Origin of the sequence: Hyphomicrobium sp. MC1 (genome assembly GCF_000253295.1) — a bacterium.
In the GTDB taxonomy this organism is placed as follows: Bacteria; Pseudomonadota; Alphaproteobacteria; order Rhizobiales; family Hyphomicrobiaceae; genus Hyphomicrobium_B.
In genome coordinates this window covers 3,768,005-3,787,620 of sequence record NC_015717.1, presented here as the reverse complement: position 1 = coordinate 3,787,620, position 19,616 = coordinate 3,768,005, and the positions used below count along the sequence as shown (strand labels likewise).

19 protein-coding genes are annotated in these 19,616 nt (G+C 57.5%); 16 read left to right on the top strand and 3 right to left on the bottom strand.

All coding sequences use genetic code 11. The features are described 5' to 3' along the window. Genes HYPMC_RS18285 through HYPMC_RS18275 form a run of 3 tightly spaced genes read right to left on the bottom strand, consistent with a single transcriptional unit; the run spans nt 1 to nt 3,525 of the window. Entirely contained in the window at nt 1–1,299 is a 1,299-nt protein-coding gene (locus HYPMC_RS18285; protein WP_013949555.1) for an ABC transporter substrate-binding protein, read from the bottom strand. Between the two features lie 29 nt (nt 1,300–1,328). Then, nucleotides 1,329–2,912 (bottom strand): ATP-binding protein, encoded by a 1,584-nt coding sequence (locus HYPMC_RS18280; RefSeq protein WP_013949554.1) that lies wholly within the window; start codon nt 2,910–2,912, stop codon nt 1,329–1,331. Beyond that, a complete protein-coding gene (locus HYPMC_RS18275) occupies nt 2,866–3,525 on the bottom strand; it encodes a response regulator transcription factor (RefSeq protein ID WP_013949553.1) in 660 nt (219 codons plus the stop codon). Before HYPMC_RS18275 ends, HYPMC_RS18280 begins: the two co-directional genes overlap by 47 nt. A 495-nt stretch (nt 3,526–4,020) precedes the next feature. Here HYPMC_RS18275 and HYPMC_RS18270 point away from each other — a divergent pair, with 495 nt between their 5' ends. The 16 genes from HYPMC_RS18270 to HYPMC_RS18195 all read left to right on the top strand — a co-directional run bounded on the left by HYPMC_RS18270 (nt 4,021) and on the right by HYPMC_RS18195 (nt 19,568). Then, nucleotides 4,021–5,328, top strand: a complete 1,308-nt coding sequence (locus tag HYPMC_RS18270; protein WP_013949552.1) for a transporter substrate-binding domain-containing protein — start codon at nt 4,021–4,023, stop codon at nt 5,326–5,328. Between the two features lie 124 nt (nt 5,329–5,452). Next, nucleotides 5,453–6,328, top strand: coding sequence for an urea ABC transporter permease subunit UrtB (gene urtB / locus HYPMC_RS18265; RefSeq protein ID WP_013949551.1), 876 nt, complete (start codon nt 5,453–5,455; stop codon nt 6,326–6,328). A 43-nt stretch (nt 6,329–6,371) separates the two neighbouring features. Continuing rightward, nucleotides 6,372–7,481, top strand: a complete 1,110-nt coding sequence (gene urtC, locus HYPMC_RS18260) for an urea ABC transporter permease subunit UrtC (RefSeq protein WP_013949550.1) — start codon at nt 6,372–6,374, stop codon at nt 7,479–7,481. Beyond that, complete coding sequence (gene urtD, locus HYPMC_RS18255) at nt 7,478–8,224, top strand: urea ABC transporter ATP-binding protein UrtD (protein WP_013949549.1); 747 nt, start codon at nt 7,478–7,480, stop codon at nt 8,222–8,224. Before urtC ends, urtD begins: the two co-directional genes overlap by 4 nt. Continuing rightward, the gene (urtE, locus tag HYPMC_RS18250) at nt 8,221–8,925 is read left to right on the top strand and encodes an urea ABC transporter ATP-binding subunit UrtE (protein ID WP_013949548.1); all 705 of its coding nucleotides are present in this window, start codon (nt 8,221–8,223) and stop codon (nt 8,923–8,925) included. The genes urtD and urtE overlap by 4 nt, the downstream gene beginning before the upstream one ends. Nucleotides 8,926–9,021: 96 nt before the next feature. Beyond that, nucleotides 9,022–9,462 (top strand): N N-dimethylformamidase small subunit, encoded by a 441-nt coding sequence (locus tag HYPMC_RS18245; RefSeq protein ID WP_013949547.1) that lies wholly within the window; start codon nt 9,022–9,024, stop codon nt 9,460–9,462. Between the two features lie 128 nt (nt 9,463–9,590). After that, the gene (locus tag HYPMC_RS18240; RefSeq protein ID WP_013949546.1) at nt 9,591–11,990 is read left to right on the top strand and encodes a N,N-dimethylformamidase beta subunit family domain-containing protein; all 2,400 of its coding nucleotides are present in this window, start codon (nt 9,591–9,593) and stop codon (nt 11,988–11,990) included. Nucleotides 11,991–12,069: 79 nt separating this feature from the next. Beyond that, nucleotides 12,070–13,188 carry a dioxygenase Rieske 2Fe-2S domain gene (locus HYPMC_RS18235; protein WP_013949545.1) on the top strand — a complete coding sequence of 373 codons (1,119 nt, stop codon included), beginning with the start codon at nt 12,070–12,072 and terminating at the stop codon, nt 13,186–13,188. After that, nucleotides 13,169–13,867 carry a tetratricopeptide repeat protein gene (locus HYPMC_RS18230; protein WP_013949544.1) on the top strand — a complete coding sequence of 233 codons (699 nt, stop codon included), beginning with the start codon at nt 13,169–13,171 and terminating at the stop codon, nt 13,865–13,867. Before HYPMC_RS18235 ends, HYPMC_RS18230 begins: the two co-directional genes overlap by 20 nt. 5 nt (nt 13,868–13,872) lie before the next feature. Continuing rightward, nucleotides 13,873–14,184: a hypothetical protein gene (locus HYPMC_RS18225; protein WP_024276418.1), complete on the top strand. Its 312-nt coding sequence runs from the start codon at nt 13,873–13,875 to the stop codon at nt 14,182–14,184. A 293-nt stretch (nt 14,185–14,477) separates the two neighbouring features. Continuing rightward, nucleotides 14,478–14,930, top strand: a complete 453-nt coding sequence (gene ureE / locus HYPMC_RS18220) for an urease accessory protein UreE (RefSeq protein WP_013949541.1) — start codon at nt 14,478–14,480, stop codon at nt 14,928–14,930. Continuing rightward, nucleotides 14,927–15,604, top strand: coding sequence for an urease accessory protein UreF (locus HYPMC_RS18215; protein WP_013949540.1), 678 nt, complete (start codon nt 14,927–14,929; stop codon nt 15,602–15,604). The genes ureE and HYPMC_RS18215 overlap by 4 nt, the downstream gene beginning before the upstream one ends. A gap of 21 nt (nt 15,605–15,625) precedes the next feature. After that, the gene (locus HYPMC_RS18210; RefSeq protein ID WP_013949539.1) at nt 15,626–16,324 is read left to right on the top strand and encodes an urease subunit gamma; all 699 of its coding nucleotides are present in this window, start codon (nt 15,626–15,628) and stop codon (nt 16,322–16,324) included. Between the two features lie 16 nt (nt 16,325–16,340). After that, on the top strand, nt 16,341–18,053 hold the full coding sequence (gene ureC / locus HYPMC_RS18205; RefSeq protein WP_024276416.1) for an urease subunit alpha: 1,713 nt from the start codon (nt 16,341–16,343) through the stop codon (nt 18,051–18,053). Nucleotides 18,054–18,057: 4 nt separating this feature from the next. Next, complete coding sequence (ureG, locus tag HYPMC_RS18200; protein WP_013949537.1) at nt 18,058–18,705, top strand: urease accessory protein UreG; 648 nt, start codon at nt 18,058–18,060, stop codon at nt 18,703–18,705. Then, a complete protein-coding gene (locus HYPMC_RS18195; RefSeq protein ID WP_013949536.1) occupies nt 18,702–19,568 on the top strand; it encodes an urease accessory protein UreD in 867 nt (288 codons plus the stop codon). Before ureG ends, HYPMC_RS18195 begins: the two co-directional genes overlap by 4 nt. The last annotated feature ends 48 nt before the right edge of the window (nt 19,569–19,616 follow it).

Sequence of the window (19,616 nt, the reverse complement as noted above, 5' to 3'; positions counted from 1 at the left end):
TCAACGTCGTGGCTGCTCGCCGGAAGCCGAACCCAAATCCGTGTCCGCAGATTTGCTCGCGACAGGCATCACTTTGAGCGGTCGTTTGTTCATCCATGGCGGATAGATGAAGCGCTCGGTATTATAGGGTTCGGGAGCGATCATCGACAGCGGCTCCCGGTGGTCGTGGATCTGATAGAAGATATGCGGCATGCCGAGCGATGGATCACGCGTCATGACCGGGTATGGAACGACAGCCTGCCAGTCGGGATGGTAGCGAATGGTGCCGTGAACAGTGCGGTAGATCATGCCTTTTAAGGCGAACGCGACTTTCTTGTTCTGCTCGAAGTCACCAGGCGGACCGGAGCCTCCGGCCATAGCGGCGCCGACCGCATAATGATGCATGTTGCTATAGGACTGGCAGCCGATTGTCGGCGTCGAGCCATCTCCGAAGCGCGCTTTGTAACGTGCCTCGAAACGCTTGCCCATCTCGTCGCGGAGAAGCCCGATCACGGACGAGACGATGACGCCGACACTCGCTTCCTGTGCGATGTCCGTGAAGGTTCGATGGACTGCCCCGTACTGGAGATAGACAAGGCAATCCATGGGCTTTTCCACGAACTGCCGCTGAAAATGCGCGAGATCGCCGGCGTAGAAATGTGTGTTGGCCAATACCGCCGGATTTGTCGCGCGAACTTCTTCAATGACATCACGCCATTGGCTCGTTGGCGTTTGGACGATCTTGGGGCCGAAACAAACGCGCCAGCCAAAGCTCGCTGCAGAACTCGCCATCGCATTGGAAATGACTATGCTGTAGGGAGTTGATCCAGAAATGATGGCGAGGCGATCGGAATTCGGCGTCCATTGTCCGCTGTCGCGCAGCCAGGAGATGAACTTTATGAATCCTGGGCCATACCAATAATCCGCCGGGTCCGCCATGAAGCAACCGAAGTAACGTTCGGGGTCGCTCATCACGGTGTCGTGGTGCTGAAGAAGCGTATTGGCGTGAACATAAATGATGCCGGCGTCGGCGATCGGCTCGTATTCCGAATTTTGTGCGCCAATGTTATAGCCATTGACGATGGCGTGGACGCGATGCTTTTCGATCAGCCACCGCGCCGCGGAGACGACTTCTTTCGCCGTCTGCCTGCAGGTGTCGGCGAAGATCGGCTGGATAGGGCGACCAAGTAATCCTCCGCGGGCATTCAACTCTTCGCACGCCAGGATCATTCCGTTTCGAAACTCAGCCCCGTCCGCGGCTGATGGCCCCGTGAGGGGAATCATGCTGCCGATCGGCACGGGCGTTAAGCGGTCTTCCACTTTGACGATTGTCCTTTACTCGAAAGAGCTCAATGGCCCATCTGCTTGAGTAACTCGGGCTCGAATAGGAGGTTGTGCATCAACACCCGCAGTCGCGGCGGACTAACGGGCTTGATAAGCACAGGAACACCGGCATCGCGAATAGTGCTGACTACTTTTGGATCGGCGTCGGCGGTAACGACGATCGCCGGTATTTGATCGCCAACGAGGTCGCGTATCACGTTGATGACATCAAGGCCGGTGCGGGTCTGGAGATTGTAATCCGCAATGATGAGTTCGGGTGCGACGGCGCCTTCGGAGACAAGCCGCTTCGCATCGGTTTCGTTCGCAGCTGCATGCACATCAATCCCCCAACGGCGGAGCAGTTGCGCCATGGATTCTCGCAGAATTTCGTCGTCCTCAACAAGCAGCACCGGAGTTCCTGCAAACTCTCCGGCGACGGCCTCGCTGATGTCGGTCGTGGCGGCAACATCGCTGTGCCAGATATTTCCCAGTGGAATCCAAAGCGAGAAAGTCGAACCCTTTCCAGGTTGAGAGCGCAGCCGGATTGGATGTTCCAGCAATGCAGCCAGTCGCTTGACGATATTAAGGCCAAGGCCGAGGCCGTCTTTCTGAGAACGCTTGCCGTCGGCAACGCGGTAGAATTCGTCGAAAACGCGTTCGGTGTCTTCGGGCCTTATACCGCGTCCCGTGTCGACAACCTCGATGCGTATGCCGCGTACCTCTCTCCTGCAGCCCACAACAATGCCACCCACTTCGGTAAAACGAATGGCATTGGCGACGAAATTACTGAGGATGCGCTCAAGTAGCGCGCGATCCGTCGAGACGGTCTTGGACGATGGCACGAACTTGAGACTAAGGCCCTTCTCCTGGGCCTGATGACGAAACTGAATGTTCAGGCGCTCGAAAAGTTCTGAGAGCTGAAAAGAGGTGATGCGCGGCTGGATCCTTCCCGCGTCGAGCTGCCCGATCTGTAGGAGTGCTCCGAGGAGATCTTCCATAATGGACGCGGCGACGCCCATGGCGTGAAGAATTTCGCGTCGCTGTTCTTCGTCCTCGGCGTGAAGACAATTGTAGATGAGTATTTTCAGTGACGCGAGCGGTTGGCGCAGGTCGTGGTTGGCGGCGCGGAGGAACCGCGACTTCGCCTCGTCCGTTGCTTCTGCCAATTCCTTGGCTTTGCGCAACTCGTGCTCGTTATGTTTGATCGAAGTGACATCGGTAAATGTAACGGCCATGCCGCCTGCCGACGTGGGGCGTTGTGCGACATGAATGATATTGCCCGCAGCAAATTGGAAGTCCGCATCACTTATGGAGCCGAAATCTTCGAGTTTCTCGGAGGCCCATTGTTCAGGCGGGCAAGAGAGCACCCATTCATGCGAATGGGCGACGCCGATCACATACTCCTCGTACCGCATGCCAAGAGTGACGGGCAGATTGCAGTTCCGGTAGAAAGCGTCGTTGATATAAACGAGCAAGCGATCAGGCGACCAGACGAGAATACCGCTGTCGATGGCGTCCAATCCGGCCCAGATTGCCTCAGCTGCCGATTTTGTAGGTGGGCCGTCATCCATTGGCTGCACTTGCGGCGCGACCGAAGTGCGTAACTGCATAATGCACGGCACTCGTTCGATCGCGAAGGTTCAATTTCTTCATTGCGTTTCCGAGATGGATGCGCACGGTCTGGCTGCTCAAGCCAAGCTCCTCAGCAATGGTCTTGACCGACGAACCGCCGCCAAGCAGCACAAGAACATCGCGCTCGCGTTCCGTGAGGACGCCGTGGTCGCGTTCGGAAGAACTTTCTTGCGGACGTTCCGGCGGCGCCGATGAGCGCTCAATAATCCGGCGCGGAAAAGAAACCTCTCCCGCCAGCACGCGCTCAAGAGCGCGTTCGATCTCAGGGCCGGGCGCCGACTTCGGAATATATCCGATTACGCCCTGTTCGAGAGAGCGGATGACGTGCTCAATATCTTCGTGCACGGACACGACGACGATAGGCACTTCCGGGAACTTTGAGCGCAGGGCGTGCAATCCGCCCAATTCATCGAAACCGGGCATGACGAGGTCCAGCAGGATCAAGCTCGTATCCGGATGCTCGGCGAGCAGGGCGACCAATTCGCCGAAGGTCTCGGCTTCATATGTCTCAAGGGTGCGCTCCAATCTGCGCATCACTTGCTTGAGGGATTGTCTGACCACCCAGTGGTCGTCTGCAATTATGACTTTCATGCCCGAAAACGCTAGCTCCCCAATATAGTCGCCCTGCGTGTGTCTAGAAGGGACGACACGTCTAGCGCCACCTTTTCAATTCGTAAGTAACCATCATCCGACCTGTGCTCGCATTCCACCTATGATTCCTGGAAAGCGAAAGGGCGAGCGACAATTTTTGAAGGCAAAAACACACATGCAATGCTCGCGTCAATGGCTGTTAAGGCCGAAATCGGTTGCGGGACGAAGTAAAAATCCGAGCTCTTTTGAATTCTCTAGATCGCCGATTTTTGCCCGATATTTCAGCCGCCTGCACGTCAAAAATGCGGGATACGCACGATATTTCATCAAGAATATCTAGATAGAGAATTATTTTCTCGGCGGGCAAGAAAAATAATTGACGCTCCCGATCTCCTCGTGAATTATCTAGATGTTAGCGGCTAGATCGTAGCTCAAACGTCTAGCGTTTGGTGTCGCGGGGGGCGCCGCCACTCCGCCATGCAGGGGACCGGATAAATGGATTTCACTCGCCGCAAAGTTCTTAAGACGACGCTCGCTGCTTCTGCAGCCGTAGCGATGCCTCACGTTTGGTTGCCGAAGTCGGGCGAGGCCTGGGGGGCGACGCTCAAAAAAGGCGAGCCGATCAAAGTCGGCCTGCTGTTCTCTCTCACCGGCGCACTCGCCGTGCCGGAGGAGGATTCGACGCTGGTGCTCCAATACGCATTCGAAGAGATCAACAAGAACGGTGGCGTCAATGGTGTGCCGGTTGAGCCCGTCATCGTCGATGCCAAATCCGACTTCAACGTTTACACCGAGAAAGCAAAAGAACTCATCCTTCGCGAAAAGGTCATCGCGCTGTTCGGCTGCTACACGTCCGCGAGCCGCAAGGCCATTCTACCGACAGTGATGCAGCGCAACCATCTGCTCTACTATCCGACTTGCTACGAAGGTGCGGAGTGCACGCAGAACACCATCTGCACCGGTCCGCTCGCCAACCAGCACTCAAAAGACCTCATCCCTTTCATGGTCGAGAAGTTCGGCAAGAAGGTCTTCTTCGTCGGCTCGAACTACGTATGGCCGAAGGAATCGAACAAGAACGCGAAGATCTGGCTGGAACAAGCAGGGGGAGAGCTGCTGGGCGAGGAATACATCCCGCTCGGCAGCTCCGAATTCGGTCCCGTCCTCAACAAGATCCGGGACACCAAGCCGAGCTTCATTTTTTCTACGGTCGTCGGTGCGTCGGACATCGCCTTCCATAAGCAGTTCAAGCAGGAAGGCTTCAAAGTGGATTCGATGCCGATTGCATCGCTTACCACCGGCGAAATCGAAACCCGCGCGATGGGCGCCGAATTTGGCGCTGGTCACTTCCTCTCAGCTCCGTACTTCCAGACGCTCGATAACCCGACCAACCACAAGTTCGTCGAGGGCTTCTTGAAGAGCAAGTACGGCAAGAACGGCGTGACGCACTATAACATGGAGGAAACATACCTCTCCGCGTACGTCTTCAAATACGGCTTGGAGAAGACCGCCGCCGCGGTAGGCATCGAAAACGTCACGCCGCGCGCCATTCGCGATCACTCGGGCGGCCTCAAGGTTGAAGATGCCGTATCGCCCGAAGGATTGGTTTGGATCGACGAGAATAACTTCAACACGTGGCTGAAGCCGAAGATCGGCCAGTGCCAGGCCGACGGCACCTTTAAGGTGTTGAAGTCCGCGGAAAAGAACGTGGCGCCCGATCCTTACTCGATTTACCCGAACCTAGGCACCTGCACCAAGGACGGTCTGAAAGCGCCTGACGGGAAAATCCGCACCAACGTCATCTGACGAAAGCGGGCCCCGCGCTTTCCCGCGACGCGGGCCCGCCTCATGACCAACGTTGAAATGCAGACGCGCTCATTCGAGTGCGGGGGCGTAGGTCTGCGCCCTCTTGGTAAGGAACATACTCGCCATGGATCTCGGTTCGCTTGTGAATGCGCTTATCCTGGGTGTCAGTATTGCGAGCATTTGGCTCATCGCGGCGCTCGGGCTGACGATCATCTACGGCACGGCGGGCGTGATCAACATGGCTCATGGCGAGTTCATTATGCTCGGCGCCTACAGCTCTTACATGCTGCAGTCGTATCTAAAAATTCCGTATTTGCTTTGTATTCCCGCATCATTCGTGATCGTGGCGCTCGTAGGCCTCGCCTTGGAGCGTGGGCTGATCCGTTATCTCTATAAACGACCGCTGGATACGCTTCTCGCCACCTATGGCGTGTCGCTTGTGCTGATGCAGGGCGTGCGGCTGATCTTCGGCAGCGACCCAAAATACATATCCGTGCCCGAGATCTTCTCAACCAATATTGCTCTTGGATCGGCCTCCATCTCGACGTTCCGCGTCATTGTCCTGGCCATAACCGCGCTGCTCGTGCTGGCGCTCTGGTTTCTGTTCTATAAGACGCGTTTCGGCATTCAAGTCCGTGCGGTTGTGCAAAACAAGGAGATGGCATCCTCGTTCGGCATCAACTCCGGCAGGATATACATGATGACGTTTGCACTCGGCGCGGGGCTCGCAGGTGTTGCTGGTTCGCTCTTCGGTGTGCTCGCAATCGTGTTGCCGACAATGGGCGCCAGTTACGTCGTGCAGGCGTTCCTGATGGTGATCGTCGGCGGGGGTTCGCTCGCGGGCAGTGTTGCCGCTAGCGGCATGGCCGGTGAGATGCAGTCCGTCTTTGCGGCACTCACGAACGATACGTTCGCTCGCTTCATCATCTTCGTGCTGATCGTCGTGTTTCTCAGATTCAGGCCTCAAGGTCTTTTTGCCCAGGGCGGCGTGAGGCGATGAAGCAGATCATCAGCTGGCCATTCTGAGGACGGGATCGGAAATCATGGGCAATCTTTATCATAACAAGACGGCGCAGTGGATCGCCTATGCCGTGTTCTTCGCGGCCGTCGGAGCGGTGCCGCTGTTTGTGAGCGATAGTTTCGTTCTCAACCAGCTTGCGACCTATGGCGTCTACGGCATGCTCGCGCTTTCGATCAGCCTCTGCTGGGGGTTTGGCGGCATTCTTAATCTCGGCCAGGGTATCGCGTTCGGCCTCGGAGCCTATGGCATGGCAATGACCATGCAGATGCAGACACAGACGGAATCAAATCCGATTCCGCCGTTCATGCTCAACAACAGCCTCGATCATCTTCCTTGGTTTTGGGCGCCGTTCCAAAGCACTGTGGCCGGAATCTTTCTGGCGATTGCGGTGCCGACGTTCTTCTGTGCGCTTTTCGGAACCATTATGTTTCGAGCCCGCGTGTCGGGCGTATTCTTCACCATCATGACGCTTGCGATGCTGTCGGCATTCTACACGATCATTCTTGATCAGCAGGCCTACACCGGAGGTGCCAACGGATTATCGCCTCCCTCACCGCTGCAAATCGGCGGCTACGAAATCGACCCCTACAGCCCCACAGCCTACTGGGTCGTGTTCGTGGCGCTGTGCGGTGCCACCATCGTTGCCAAGCTTCTCACGCAAAGTTCGTTTGGCCTCGTAACGCAGGCTATTCGCGACGATGCCGAACGCGTGCGCTTCCTCGGCTACAGCGTCTCGGGATACGAGACTGTGATCTATACGATCTCGGGCTTGATCGCGTCGATCGCAGGGTGCTGCTGGGTGATGCTCGTCCAATACGTTTCTCCCCAACAGCTCGACGTCGGCTTCAGCCTGTCAATGGTGATCTGGGCCGCGATCGGTGGCCGCAATTCCCTCATTGGCGCGATGATCGGAGCGTTTGTAATCCAGGGCGCGCAGAGCTATTTGGGCGACGCGCTTCTTTCGACGTGGCTTCTCGTCCTCGGCGGCTTCTTCATTGTCGTCGTGCGGTTTCTTCCCAACGGCCTCGCGAGTCTCGTTGAAGCCGGTCTCGGGCTTTTCAGCTCGCGGCCCACCCCTTCGTCAAATACCGCGGGTGAAGCCATGGGCGTCGAAGAGGGGGCCTATCGATGAGCGGACTTCTGGAAATCAGGAACCTGTCGAAGAGCTTCGACACGACAAAAGTCATCAATGACTTCAGCATGACTGTCGACGAAGGGACCATCTGCTGCCTCGTCGGCCCCAACGGCGCAGGCAAGACAACGACGATCGACCTCATTACGGGCCGCGTGAAGCCGACGTCGGGCAAGATCATTTTCGTGGGCGACGATATCACGGGCGAGGATGAGCATGTGATCGCGCGTGCTGGAATTGGCCGGAAATTCCAGGTTCCGGCCGTGCTTCGGGACATGACGGTGCGGCAAAATCTGGAAGTCGCGTACAGCCGCGAGACGAATCCGTTCAGGAATCTTTTCAGGTTCCGTCGGGCTGGTCTGAAGAAAAAGTTCGACGAGGTCGCAGCGATCGCAGGGCTTGCGCGCCGTCTCGATGTGCTTGCGGGAAATCTTTCGCATGGCGAGACGCAATGGCTGGAGATCGGCATGGTTCTGATGCAGGAGCCCCGGCTCATGCTGATGGACGAACCGATCGCCGGCATGACGGAAGGCGAGATCGAGAAAACGGCGCACATCTTCAAAGAGCTGCGAAAAACTTCCACGCTCATCGTCGTCGAGCACGACATGGGTTTCGTTCGCGAGATCGCCGATGTCGTAACCGTCATGCACATGGGATCGCTTCTGGCACAGGGCAGCATCAGCGAAATCGAAGCCAATCAACGCGTGCGTGATGTCTATCTCGGCGAGCAGGAGGCGGCATGACCAGGCTCTTGGAACTCAACAACGTTACATCGTACTACGGTGCGACGCCGATCCTCAGAGATTTCTCGTTCGATCTGGAGAAGGGGCAATGCGTGTGCGTCCTTGGACGCAACGGCGTCGGCAAAACCACCTTGATGCGCACGATCATGGGCTTGACCGATAAGTCCACGGGTGCGATCAAAATCAACGGCGACGAAATCAGCTCCAAGCCAACCTACGTCCGCGCAACGTATGGTCTCGGCTACGTTCCGCAGGGCCGTGGCATTCTCGCGGATTTCACCGTGCGAGAGAACATTCTTCTCGGTACGTTCGCACGTAAAGACAACGTTGCCGACGTGCCGGAGCTGTGTCTCAAGATCTTTCCGTATCTTCGCGAAAATCTCGATCGCCGCGCCGGGCTTCTGTCGGGCGGCCAGAAGCAGCAGCTCGCCATCGCCCGAGCGCTGGCTGTCGATCCGCAGATCCTGCTTCTCGATGAGCCGACCGAGGGCATTCAGCCGAATATCGTGCACGAGATCGGTGAAATTCTGAAGATGCTCAACAAAGAGCTGGGTATCAGCCTGATCTTGACAGAACAGCACATCAAGGTTGCGCGGAAACTCGGAGACGCGTTCGTCATGGTCGACAATGGCCGGGTCGTCGCGCGCGGTCCGATCGCCGAAATGACGGATGAACTCGTCGAGCGGCACATGACGATTTAGCGAAATAAAGGAAGCCGGGATTTGGCACCGTTCCGCACAGACCGGAACGGCGCCCCACGATCGAAGACAAGCGAAACACCAACTTACGGAGACCGCATGATCTCAATTCCAAAGAAGGGCACGCCCGAGCGGGAGGAATTGATCCGCCTGCACAAGGAATGCGTCGAGTCCATGAAAGGAGTCGCAGGATTTTCTGTTCTGAAGTGCGAAACGCCCGGCGATACGACAGTCGTCACTGGCGGCGTTCATGAGCATCCTGTGCTTCGCCGCGTTCTGCTGCGCATGCGCGGTGAGTCGCCGAAAGGCAAGCTGATCGTCATCTGCACCAAGGTCGATAAGGAATGGCGCATCGGGCGTCTCTCGGGCATTCGCGGCGTGCCGCCCGTGTTCGTCAACGACAAGGTCTACGACGACGAGCAGGAAATTCAGCACGACATCTTCCTCATGCGGCTGGACGAGTTGCCCGAAACTGCCGGCAATCCGGAAAATTTCGAGGAAGGTTGGAAGCACCGCGACGACAACTGGCCAGTGACCTGATCCTGCAGCGTTGAGGGCGGGAAGGATTGGGCCTTTCTGCGCAAATAAAATCTATCCCTGCTGCGTCTTCGGTCGAAGACGTGAATGGCGGAGCCTTGGGCAGGGAACGTCAAAACTGGAGAATGATTATGTGTGCCATGAGGCTGACGGGATATGCTGACAAGTTCGGCGTGCATCCTGGCGATAAGATTAAGTTCTATGTCAATTGCGACGGCCCGTCGGAATTCAAAGCCGAGGTCGTCCAGATGATTCATGGCGATACGAACCCGCGCGGTCCGGGCTTTATGGAGAAGCCCATCGAGTCGACGGCCGCCGGCGTATACAAGGGCCGCAAGCAGATTATTCACGGCGGTTCCTACGGCTATGTCGAGGACGCTCCGCAGTTTCATGTCGAGAGCTTCACGCTGCAATGCTGGATCTGGCCGACGACGCCGAAAACGCATCCGCGCTACTGGAAACACGGTGCGCAGGGTCTCGTCACGAAATGGATGGACGGCAAGGGTTACGGCCTCTTCATCAACGAGGAGGGCTGCGTCGAGCTTCGCATCAACGAGCATAAGATCACGACGGGCGTGCCGATCCGCGATCATGCCTGGCACTTCGTCGCCGCAAGCTTTGATTCCAAGACCGGCGAAGTCGTGCTCTATCACGAGCCGCAGATCGTTTACGCACTCGATCCGGTGGTCGAGCCGGTCAAAACGACGGTTGACACAACCATTGCACACACGTCTGCGCCCGTTGCGCTGGCTGCCTACGCCGAGAAAATTGACAATGATCCGTTGGCGAAGTCGTCTCTGCCGGTCGGCGTCTGGTTTACCGGCAAATACAACGGCAAGATCGACAGCCCGCGCATTTGCAGCAAGGCGCTCAGCCGCTTCGAGATCGAGCAGATGAAGGGCGGCGCCCAGCCGGGCCTCACCGAACGGCGTAACTCCGGCCCGACCGGTGCGCTGTCGGAAGCCATCGTGGCGGCCTGGGACTTCTGGGACGGCATCGACACGATCGTCGCCAAGGACAATGGCCCCTATCGCTTCGATGCGCAGCTTGTGAACTGTCCGACGCGCGCTCTAACAGGCTACAACTGGAGCGGCCAGAACTTCGATTGGAAGTATGCAAAGAAAGAATACGGCGCGATCCACTTCCACGATGACGACGTCGATAACGCGCGCTGGGAAGCAGATGTCGAATGGGACGTTCCGGCGGACGGTATCAAGAGCCGCTTCTACGCCCTGAAGGTCACGACGACCGAAGGCGACGAGGATTACATTCCCTTTTGGGTCGTTCCGAAGATCGGCAAGGAGCAGTCGAAGATCGCCGTAATGGTGCCGACGATCAGCTACATGGCGTATGCGAACGAGCACGTCGCCTGTAACGCCGGCGGCGCGGAATTGTTCGTCTACCGCGTTCCGATCATGCAGCATCAGAACATGTTCCTGGCCGAGCATCGCGAATACGGCGGGTCGATCTACGATACGCACACCGATGGTTCGGGCATCTGTCTGTCGTCCCGTCTGCGCCCGATCCTGTCGATCCGGCCGAAGTACGATCACTTCCTCGCGCAGGCGCCGTGGCAGTATCCCGCCGATCTTCATCTCATCTATTGGCTGGAGACGATGGGCTATGAATACGACGTCATCACCGACGAAGACGTGACGTACGACGGGCTCGCTCGCCTTGAGAACTATAATGTCATCATCACAGGCTCCCATCCAGAGCACAACTCGGGCACCCAGCTCGATGCGCTGCATAACTATACGCAGCGTGGCGGTCGTCTCATGTATATGGGCGCCGACGCGTGGTACTGGGTGCACTCATACCACCCGGCCTACAACTTGGTTGGCCGCGGTATCATAACCGAAATGCGGCGCTGCGAATCCGGCATCCGTACCTGGCGTGCGGAACCCGGCGAGTACTATCACCAGGGTACGGGCGAGCTTGGCGGCATGTGGCGCTTCCGCGGCCGTTCGCTCTATTCGGTCGCTGGCGTCGGCATGACGAACGAAGGCTTCGACGTTTCGACCTACTACAGCCGTACACCAGACAGTCTCGATCCGCGCGTTGCGTGGGCGTTCGAAGGCATCTCGTACGAAGAGCCGATCGGTAATTTCGGTCTCGTCGGCGGCGGCTGCGCCGGTCTCGAACTTGATATCGTTGACGTCACGCTCGGCTCGCCTCCGCACACGCTTGCAGTCGCGACATCGGCGGGACGCCATACCGAGGCCTACCTGCTCGTCATGGAAGACTTCGGCTTTAACCAGCAGGGTCTCGATGGCACGACGCATCCGCGTGTCCGCGGAGACATCGCCTTCCATGAGACGCCAAATGGCGGCGCATGTTTTGCGTTCTCATCGATCGCATTCTGCGGCTCGCTACCCTGGAACAACGGCAAGAACAATGTCTCGACGCTCGTCGGGAATGTTCTGAACCGCTTCATGCAGGATGGACCGCTGCCGCCTCCGCCGGCCAACGCGATCAAGCATCGCGGTCGCGCGGATTACGAGACCCCGGCCCTTGTCTCTCAAAGCTGAAGACAAGGCGACGACGGTGCCCACGGCTCGTCCGTGGGCACCGGTTTCTCTCTCTGCGACGAAATGAGGGTCAGCTCGGATGCTTTATCGTCCCGACCTCGGCTTCCGCGATGAAGGCCAGGAACTTTCGAGTGAATCATTTTATGCTGATGCGCTCGGGCGTTTCGGTGAAGCCCGCGTACTGCCGCCCGTCGTCTTCCGCTCATTTCGCTACAGTCTGTTGGAAGACGAGATGATTTGGACGCGCGATTGGATTTGCATCGGGACGGAAGATGAGATTCCCCGCGAAGGCGATCTCTTGCCTTTTACCGTTGGGATACACGGAATTCATGTCCAACGTGTAGGACAGGAGTTGAAAGCGCGCTTCAACAAGGCGCAGCATGGCGGATGCCGCGCTATTCCGCTCCAGTGCCAAACAGGCAAGAAAACAAAATGCTCGTTCACATCCTGCGGCTATAGTCGCGATCGCGGGGCCATCGCGGCGGGCGATCTCGGTGAAGGCGCGCCGGAAATGGAACAGTATCTCGGCTCGCAGCCGGAGCGCTTGTTGACGGCCCACACTGCGCGTCTCGGGCCGCTTGTCTTCGTCAATCTCGACGTCAATCCTGCAGCCGCAAATTTGGTATTTGCGGAAATTGCGGAAGCCGGCGGCTTCTTTCGCGGTGACACGCAATGCGTGTCCTCTGGCACACTTGAATTTCCGGCGAACTGGAAGATTCTGGGGCAGCACCTCGCGGCGGGAGAGGTGATGACGGAGAACTTGGACGGCGAATGGCTGCTTGTACGAACCACCGCCGGTGGGAAAGCTGCTCTCGTGGCTTGGCTCTTTCCGAATCTCGTGCTGATGCGCGCGGGGAATGAGACATGCGCCGTCGTTTTGCAGCAGTCGGCGCTTGGACAAACGATTTGCCGATATTTCATTTATGGCGCTGTCGAAGAGAGCAATTCGACCTTCTGGACTGCGGAGATCGAACGGCGCGCAGTAGGGGCGTGTAAAGATCATAAGGATATCGTCCGTTGGGGGACGAATTATCGTCCTGAAACGATCGGCGCGGCCCTCCCGGTGCAGCAAGACCTGCAGGGGCTTTGGATGCAGAGGATGCTTGCTTGGCGAGCCACGCGTGCATCCATGCAGGAAATCCGCAACAAATATTTCAATACGCACGAGGTTGACCGACATGCTCTCGATGAAGTTTGAGATCGACGATGGCTCACCGCTCGCAAGTGCCGTAGCTGCCTATGAGAAGGAAGATTATCAGGAAGCGTTCGCGCTGTTCATGGATCTCGCCGAGCAAGGAAATTCTGACGCGAAGGCGTGGATCGCTGCGATGTACGTAAACGGTGAAGGCGTTACCGCATCTCTTCCAACAGCTGTCGAATATTATCGCGAAAGCGCCGAGGCGGGTAACGTTCTTGCTCAGACAAATCTCGGCGCAATGCTTGCGATGGGACAGGGAACGGCGCGCGACGAGGCGGCGGGTGTGCGCTGGCTGACCAAGGCCGCCGAAAAAGGCGATATTTTCGCACAATACAACTTGGCTACGCTGTATTCGAAAGGTGACGGCATACCTGCCGATCATGCGCTCGCAGCCAAATGGTATCGGGCGGCGGCCGAGGCAGGCCATTATCCCTCTCAGGCGCGCCTCGGATTTTTTTATGCGAACGGCGTTGGGGTAACGAAAGATCGCGTCGAAGCCTATGTGTGGCTCTCGCTGGCAGCGCAACATGGCGTCGGAACGGCGTTGAACTCGCTTGAAGCGCTCGTCGGCCAAATGTCGACAGAGGAAAAACGCCAAGGTCTTGCATTGGTCGAAGCGTGGCGGTCGCGCACGAGCGAGATCTCGCGACATGCCCGCTTGCAACCTCGATTAGGATGAGCGCCATGGTCTTTAGTCCGCAACAAATCAAATTCGAGTTTCTCAGCTACATTAAGGAATTTGGAGGTCGTCCGAACGAGTGGCAGGTGGGATGTGCCGCCGACGCTCAGCTCGCGATGTTCGAGCGTGAGGGTGTCGACCGTGAGAGAGACATCTGGCTCTGGAAGCCCGCGCTTTCGGTCGCCGCGGCGAAGATCGTTTTTCGCTATCTGACGGAGCAGCTTAATGTTCGCATCTGTGAAGGTGAAACACAGGGGGCGCACATATTCCTTTTTAAGAAGCTGGCCGATGCCGGAGCGCGCGCGAAAGCAATCTAGGTTTTTGAAAGCCCATGTCGGTGAGAATAACAAAGTTTCTGACCGATTGGCTGCGATGGAACGTAGTCAACCGTATCGGCGGACCGGATGACGTTCCGGCGCTGGCAGATAGGTGTCTAAAAGATGCGCGACGCCAAGGAATATCGTCATCAGATATCGAAAGGGCGATTGGCCCGGTCGAAGAATGCATTCGCCAATCGCTTCTTCAGAAACAGAAATGAAAAGTCCACGAAGGCTGCAGCCGCTCAGTTGAGGGGGGCTAGATCGCGACCAGCAATGAAGGAGCTGCGCAGATGCTTCGCATAGATCGTGTCGTTGGTGATCGTTCCGATCCGTATTTGCGGGAGAAATTGCACGATCTCTCACATCGAGGATCAATCGACATCGTCGAGCTTTCGACGCTCGATCTCGACCGGCATCGGTTGCGCGCGCGGACGGAAGGTGGCGAGGAAATAGCAATTGCGCTACCGCGTGACGAGAAATTATTCGATGGCGCGGTTCTTCACGTCGACGAGATGAGAGCTATTGTCGTGCGCGCCGGAGAGCAACGTTGGATGCGGCTGTCGCCGCGCTCGCTTCGTGATGCCATAGAGCTGGGCTATCACGCCGGAAATCTGCACTGGCGCGTTCGCTTCGAGGCCAGCGATATCATGGTGGCGTTAGATGGGCCGATCGCATCTTATCTCGCGCGCGTCGAGCATATAATCAAGGCTGGAGGAGCTTCGGTCTCTGAGGTCGCCGAATGACGACAGGCTTGCTGCTTCGCGCGTTTCAGCACGTCGACAGTCAATTTCCTTCCGGCGGGTTTGCTTTTTCGCAAGGGTTGGAAGCCGCGTCGCAGCTGCAGGATTTGCTGGGGCCATTCGATCCGGAGACCTCAGTCACTGTTCAGATCAACAACCGCTGGGCAGGAGCCGATCGCGTCGCGCTCGTGCGAGCCTATCGGTGCGGAGGTGATTTGAGCACACTTGCCGAAGTCGACGCAGAAGTCGAAGCGTCGACATGCAATGATTTGTTGCGCGCAGGATCGCGCCGCAATGGCATCGGTCTGCTGACGTCGCACGCACGTATCGGCAGGCCGGAGGCTTCGCGTTACCGGGAGATGATCAGGTCGTCTCTGGCCTTCGGGCATCTCACTGTCGTCCAAGGTCTGATATGGCGCTCTTTGGGCATAGATGAATCGACAGCCATCCTGATGAGCGGTTATCAGGCCGCAACGTCACTGACGACTGCCGCAATCCGACTTGGGCTTGTTGGAGCAATTGAAGCTCAGGTTGTGCTGGAACGTTCGCTGGACCGGGTTGCTGCGTTGGCTGACGATCCGGTTGCGACCGGGCAGCCGCTGCAATCCTTCATTCCACTTTCGGAAATTGCGGTCGCGATGCATGGCACCAGCGGTCAGAGACTGTTCTCCAACTGAATTCGAGGAACTTGCAAGCAGATGTACTTGACGCCGACCGAACTTGAACGTCTCACCATCTTTACGGCGGCAGAGCTTGCGCGAAAGCGTCTTACAAAGGGGCTGTTGCTCAACTATCCGGAAGCCGTGGCACTCATATCTGACGAAATTCTTGAAGGCGCGCGCGAGGGGCGGAGCGTTGCGGAAATGATGTCGCTCGGTTCGCAGGTACTGACGCAAAGCCAAGTCATGCCCGGCGTCCCGGCAATGTTGCCGATGCTGCAGGTTGAGGCAACGTTTCGTGACGGCACCAAGCTCGTCACCATTCATGAGCCGCTCCGTCCCACCGCCGACACTGCCACGCAGGACGGTCACGAGCCTGGGGCTATTATCGCTGAAGAAGGCGATGTCGAACTCAATGCGGGACGTCGCAAGATCACGCTGCAGGCGGTGAATACAGGCGATCGGCCCATTCAGATCGGCTCTCACTATCATTTTTTTGAGGCCAACAGCGCTCTTGAGTTCGATCGGGCCGCGGCATTCGGAATGCACCTCGATATCGCTGCAGGAACTGCGGTGCGCTTCGAGCCGGGGCAGGACAAGATCGTTTCGCTTGTTGAGTTTGGCGGCAACCAGAAGCTTTCCGGACTGAATGGACTTTCTGATGGTCTCGCCAACGATCCCGCCGCGAAAGCCGCGGCCATTGCGCGTGCGCGCGATCTGAAGTTCCGCGGCAGCTGAGAATAAGGGGAATCCGTTGGCAACTTTATCGCGCCGCGACTATGCCGCCATGTACGGTCCCACTCTTGGTGATGGAGTGAGGCTCGGTGATACCTCGTTGGTCGCGGTCATCGAAAAAGACCACGCCGTCTATGGCGACGAATGTCTGCATGGCGGCGGCAAAACCCTGCGAGACGGAATTGGTCTCGCGGCCGGCGTGACGAGTCGCGAAGGCGCTCTCGACTTCCTCTTATGCAACGTCACCGTGATCGATGCCGTGCTCGGTATCGTGAAAGGCGATCTCGGCATCAAGGAAGGCAGGATCGTCGGAATCGGGAAGGCCGGAAATCCCGACATCATGGACGGTGTCGATTCGCGGCTTGTCGTGTCGGCCGCAACGACAGTCCGCGATTGCGAGGGAATGATCGCCACTGCCGGCGCCATCGATGTTCACGTCCACTTCGACAGTGCACAGCTATGCGAACACGCAATCGCGTCCGGTATTACGACGATGCTCGGCGGCTCGTTGGGACCAATCACTGTCGGTATTGACTCCGGCGGCCCGTTTAACGTCGGCAAGATGCTGCAGGCGGCCGAGCACTGGCCGATCAACTTCGGCTTTCTAGGCCGTGGCAATTCGCACAAACCGGCGTCTCTGGTCGAACAGCTTGAGACAGGGTGCCTCGGCCTGAAGCTGCACGAAGATTGGGGCAGCATGCCAGCCGCCATCGATATGTGCTTGCGCGTTGCCGATGAACTGGATTTTCCGGTTCAGATCCACACCGACACGCTCAACGAGTCCGGCTATCTTGAAAACACGTTGGCAGCGATCGGCGGACGTACAATTCATATGTACCACACCGAAGGTGCCGGAGGCGGCCATGCGCCGGACATTATTCGCGTTGCGGGTGTTCCATGGTGTCTGCCTTCGTCGACCAATCCGACGAACCCTTACACGGTAAATACGTTTGACGAACATCTCGACATGACGATGGTTTGTCATCACCTCAATCCGGCAATTCCCGAGGATGTGGCCTTCGCCGAGAGCCGGATCCGTGCGCAGACCATCGCAGCCGAAGATATACTGCATGACATCGGCGCCATTTCCATGCTCGGCTCGGACAGTCAGGGGATGGGACGTATCAACGAGGTCATTTGCCGGACGTGGCAACTCGCCGACAAGATGAAGCGGCAGCGCGGCCGCTTGCCAGAAGAACAGACACGTTTCGGAGACAACGAGCGCATCAAGCGTTACATCGCCAAATATACGATCAACGCGGCCCGCACGTTTGGAATCGCGGAGCACATCGGCTCGCTGGAAGATGGCAAGATGGCTGACATCGTCGTCTGGCATCCGGCATTTTTCGGTATTAAGCCTGAACTCATCATCAAAGGCGGATTCATCGCGTGGGGCGCTATGGGCGACAGCGCTGCCTCTCTGATGACCTGCGAGCCGCGCATGCTGAGGCCGCAATGGGGCGCGTTCGGGCGCGCAAGCAAGGCTTTGTCGGCGTGCTTCGTCAACCCATTGGCAATCAATGGCGGCATCGCCGAGGCGCTCGATTTGCAGAAGCCATTGCTCGCCTCCCGTGGAACGCGAGACCTCTCAAAGAAGGATATGGTGCGCAACGATGCGTGCCCCGATATCCGTGTTGATCCGCAGACGTTTGAGGTTTTTGTCGATGGGAAGTTGGCTACGTGTGGGCCGGCGCATGAATTGCCTCTCGCGCAGCGCTATATGTTGAGATGATGTCATGGATGCTAGTCACTCATTCACCACTGTTCAGACGTCTCGCGCGGGCGCCGCGCGGGTTGGCATCGGCGGTCCGGTTGGATCTGGAAAGACTGCTCTCATTGAGCGGCTTATTCCGGCGTTCGCCAAACGTGGCATTTCTCTCGCCATCGTGACCAACGATCTCGTCACGGCCGAAGACGCCAACCGGATTCGTCGTTCGGGCCTTATCGACCCGGCGCGCGTCGCAGCGGTGGAAGCAGGAGCATGTCCACATACGGTGATCCGCGAAGATCCGACACTTAACATCGCCGCGGCTGACGAACTAGAAGCCAAGTTTCCCGATGTCGAGCTCATTCTGATCGAAAGCGGCGGCGACAATCTCGCATCGACATTCTCCCTCGATCTTGTCGATTGGTGGATCTTTGTCATCGACGTCGCCGGAGGTGACGACATCCCACGCAAAAATGGGCCGGGCGTGCTGAAGTCCGATTTGCTGATCATCAACAAGATCGATCTCGCGCCATATGTCGGTGTCGATCTCGCCCGCATGGCACACGAAGCGACTGCGGCTCGCAGCGGCCGCGCGCCCATTCTCACCAATTGTAGGAAAGAAGATGGAATTGAACCGATCGTAGACCGCATTTTCTCAGAAGTACTTTTGCGATGAATATCGGATGGCCAACGCTGCGCCGCGGGGCGACAGATGGTCTGCCGCTATCCGGAAGGTTCGATCTTGAGTTTATCCGCCACGGTAGTCGCACATCGATATGCCGCCAATTCGTATCGTATCCGTTTCATCTCGCGCGGCCGTTTGCTCTCGATCCTCTCATTCCGCAGCTGATGACCGTCTATCAGCAGTCGTCTTCCGGCGGTCTTTATCGCGCCGAGGAGCTTGAAAGTCGTATTCTGGTCAGGCGCGACGCCGCAGCGCATATCACGACACAGGCGGCAACGATCATCCATGACTGCCAAGGACAGCCCGCCAAACAAAGGGTTGACGTTGTCGTGGAAGAAAACGGCTTTCTGGCTCTCACCCCCGACCCGTTTATCCTTTTTCCGGGAGCGTCCTGCACGACCATAGTGAATGTCGCTATGGCACCGCAGGCGGTTGTTTTGTTGGCGGATGCGTTCTCACAGCACGATCCGAAAGGTAATTCGCATCCATTCGATACTTACGTCTCAAACGTGAGCATCTGGGATGAGAAGGGGAAATTACTCGCGCGCGATGCGCAAAAAATTACAGGCGCGAACCTGGCGACGACGCATTCTCCTATGCGCGGTTGGAGCTTCGTTTCGAGCTTCATGCTGTTGGGACGTCCGGAGAAATTGCCTTCGCAGGACGCGCTTCGGCGCTGGTTTGTCGGCACGGAAAATGCGGTCGTTGGCGTAAGCGAGCTTCCCAACAATGTGGGATGGGGAATCCGGTGTCTTGCTCGGGATGCCGTTGCGGCTCGTAAAATTGCCGATCAGCTATTTTCGATCAGCATACGCTCCGTTTTCGGGAGCGATCCTGCGCAGCGGCGAAAGTGATCGCCAACAAAATCGAGAAGTGAGCGGCAGAGAGAACAAGAGACGAAC

Coding starts and splice junctions, on each gene's coding strand:
- urtB (WP_013949551.1), top strand. CDS start 5,453: ATGGATCTCGGTTCGCTTGTGAATGCGCTTATCCTGGGTGTCAGTATT.
- HYPMC_RS18270 (WP_013949552.1), top strand. CDS start 4,021: ATGGATTTCACTCGCCGCAAAGTTCTTAAGACGACGCTCGCTGCTTCT.
- HYPMC_RS18240 (WP_013949546.1), top strand. CDS start 9,591: ATGTGTGCCATGAGGCTGACGGGATATGCTGACAAGTTCGGCGTGCAT.
- ureE (WP_013949541.1), top strand. CDS start 14,478: ATGCTTCGCATAGATCGTGTCGTTGGTGATCGTTCCGATCCGTATTTG.
- HYPMC_RS18235 (WP_013949545.1), top strand. CDS start 12,070: ATGCTTTATCGTCCCGACCTCGGCTTCCGCGATGAAGGCCAGGAACTT.
- HYPMC_RS18275 (WP_013949553.1), bottom strand. CDS start 3,525: ATGAAAGTCATAATTGCAGACGACCACTGGGTGGTCAGACAATCCCTC.
- HYPMC_RS18280 (WP_013949554.1), bottom strand. CDS start 2,912: ATGCAGTTACGCACTTCGGTCGCGCCGCAAGTGCAGCCAATGGATGAC.
- HYPMC_RS18225 (WP_024276418.1), top strand. CDS start 13,873: ATGGTCTTTAGTCCGCAACAAATCAAATTCGAGTTTCTCAGCTACATT.
- HYPMC_RS18210 (WP_013949539.1), top strand. CDS start 15,626: ATGTACTTGACGCCGACCGAACTTGAACGTCTCACCATCTTTACGGCG.
- urtE (WP_013949548.1), top strand. CDS start 8,221: ATGACCAGGCTCTTGGAACTCAACAACGTTACATCGTACTACGGTGCG.
- ureG (WP_013949537.1), top strand. CDS start 18,058: ATGGATGCTAGTCACTCATTCACCACTGTTCAGACGTCTCGCGCGGGC.
- HYPMC_RS18230 (WP_013949544.1), top strand. CDS start 13,169: ATGCTCTCGATGAAGTTTGAGATCGACGATGGCTCACCGCTCGCAAGT.
- urtC (WP_013949550.1), top strand. CDS start 6,372: ATGGGCAATCTTTATCATAACAAGACGGCGCAGTGGATCGCCTATGCC.
- HYPMC_RS18215 (WP_013949540.1), top strand. CDS start 14,927: ATGACGACAGGCTTGCTGCTTCGCGCGTTTCAGCACGTCGACAGTCAA.
- urtD (WP_013949549.1), top strand. CDS start 7,478: ATGAGCGGACTTCTGGAAATCAGGAACCTGTCGAAGAGCTTCGACACG.
- HYPMC_RS18195 (WP_013949536.1), top strand. CDS start 18,702: ATGAATATCGGATGGCCAACGCTGCGCCGCGGGGCGACAGATGGTCTG.
- HYPMC_RS18245 (WP_013949547.1), top strand. CDS start 9,022: ATGATCTCAATTCCAAAGAAGGGCACGCCCGAGCGGGAGGAATTGATC.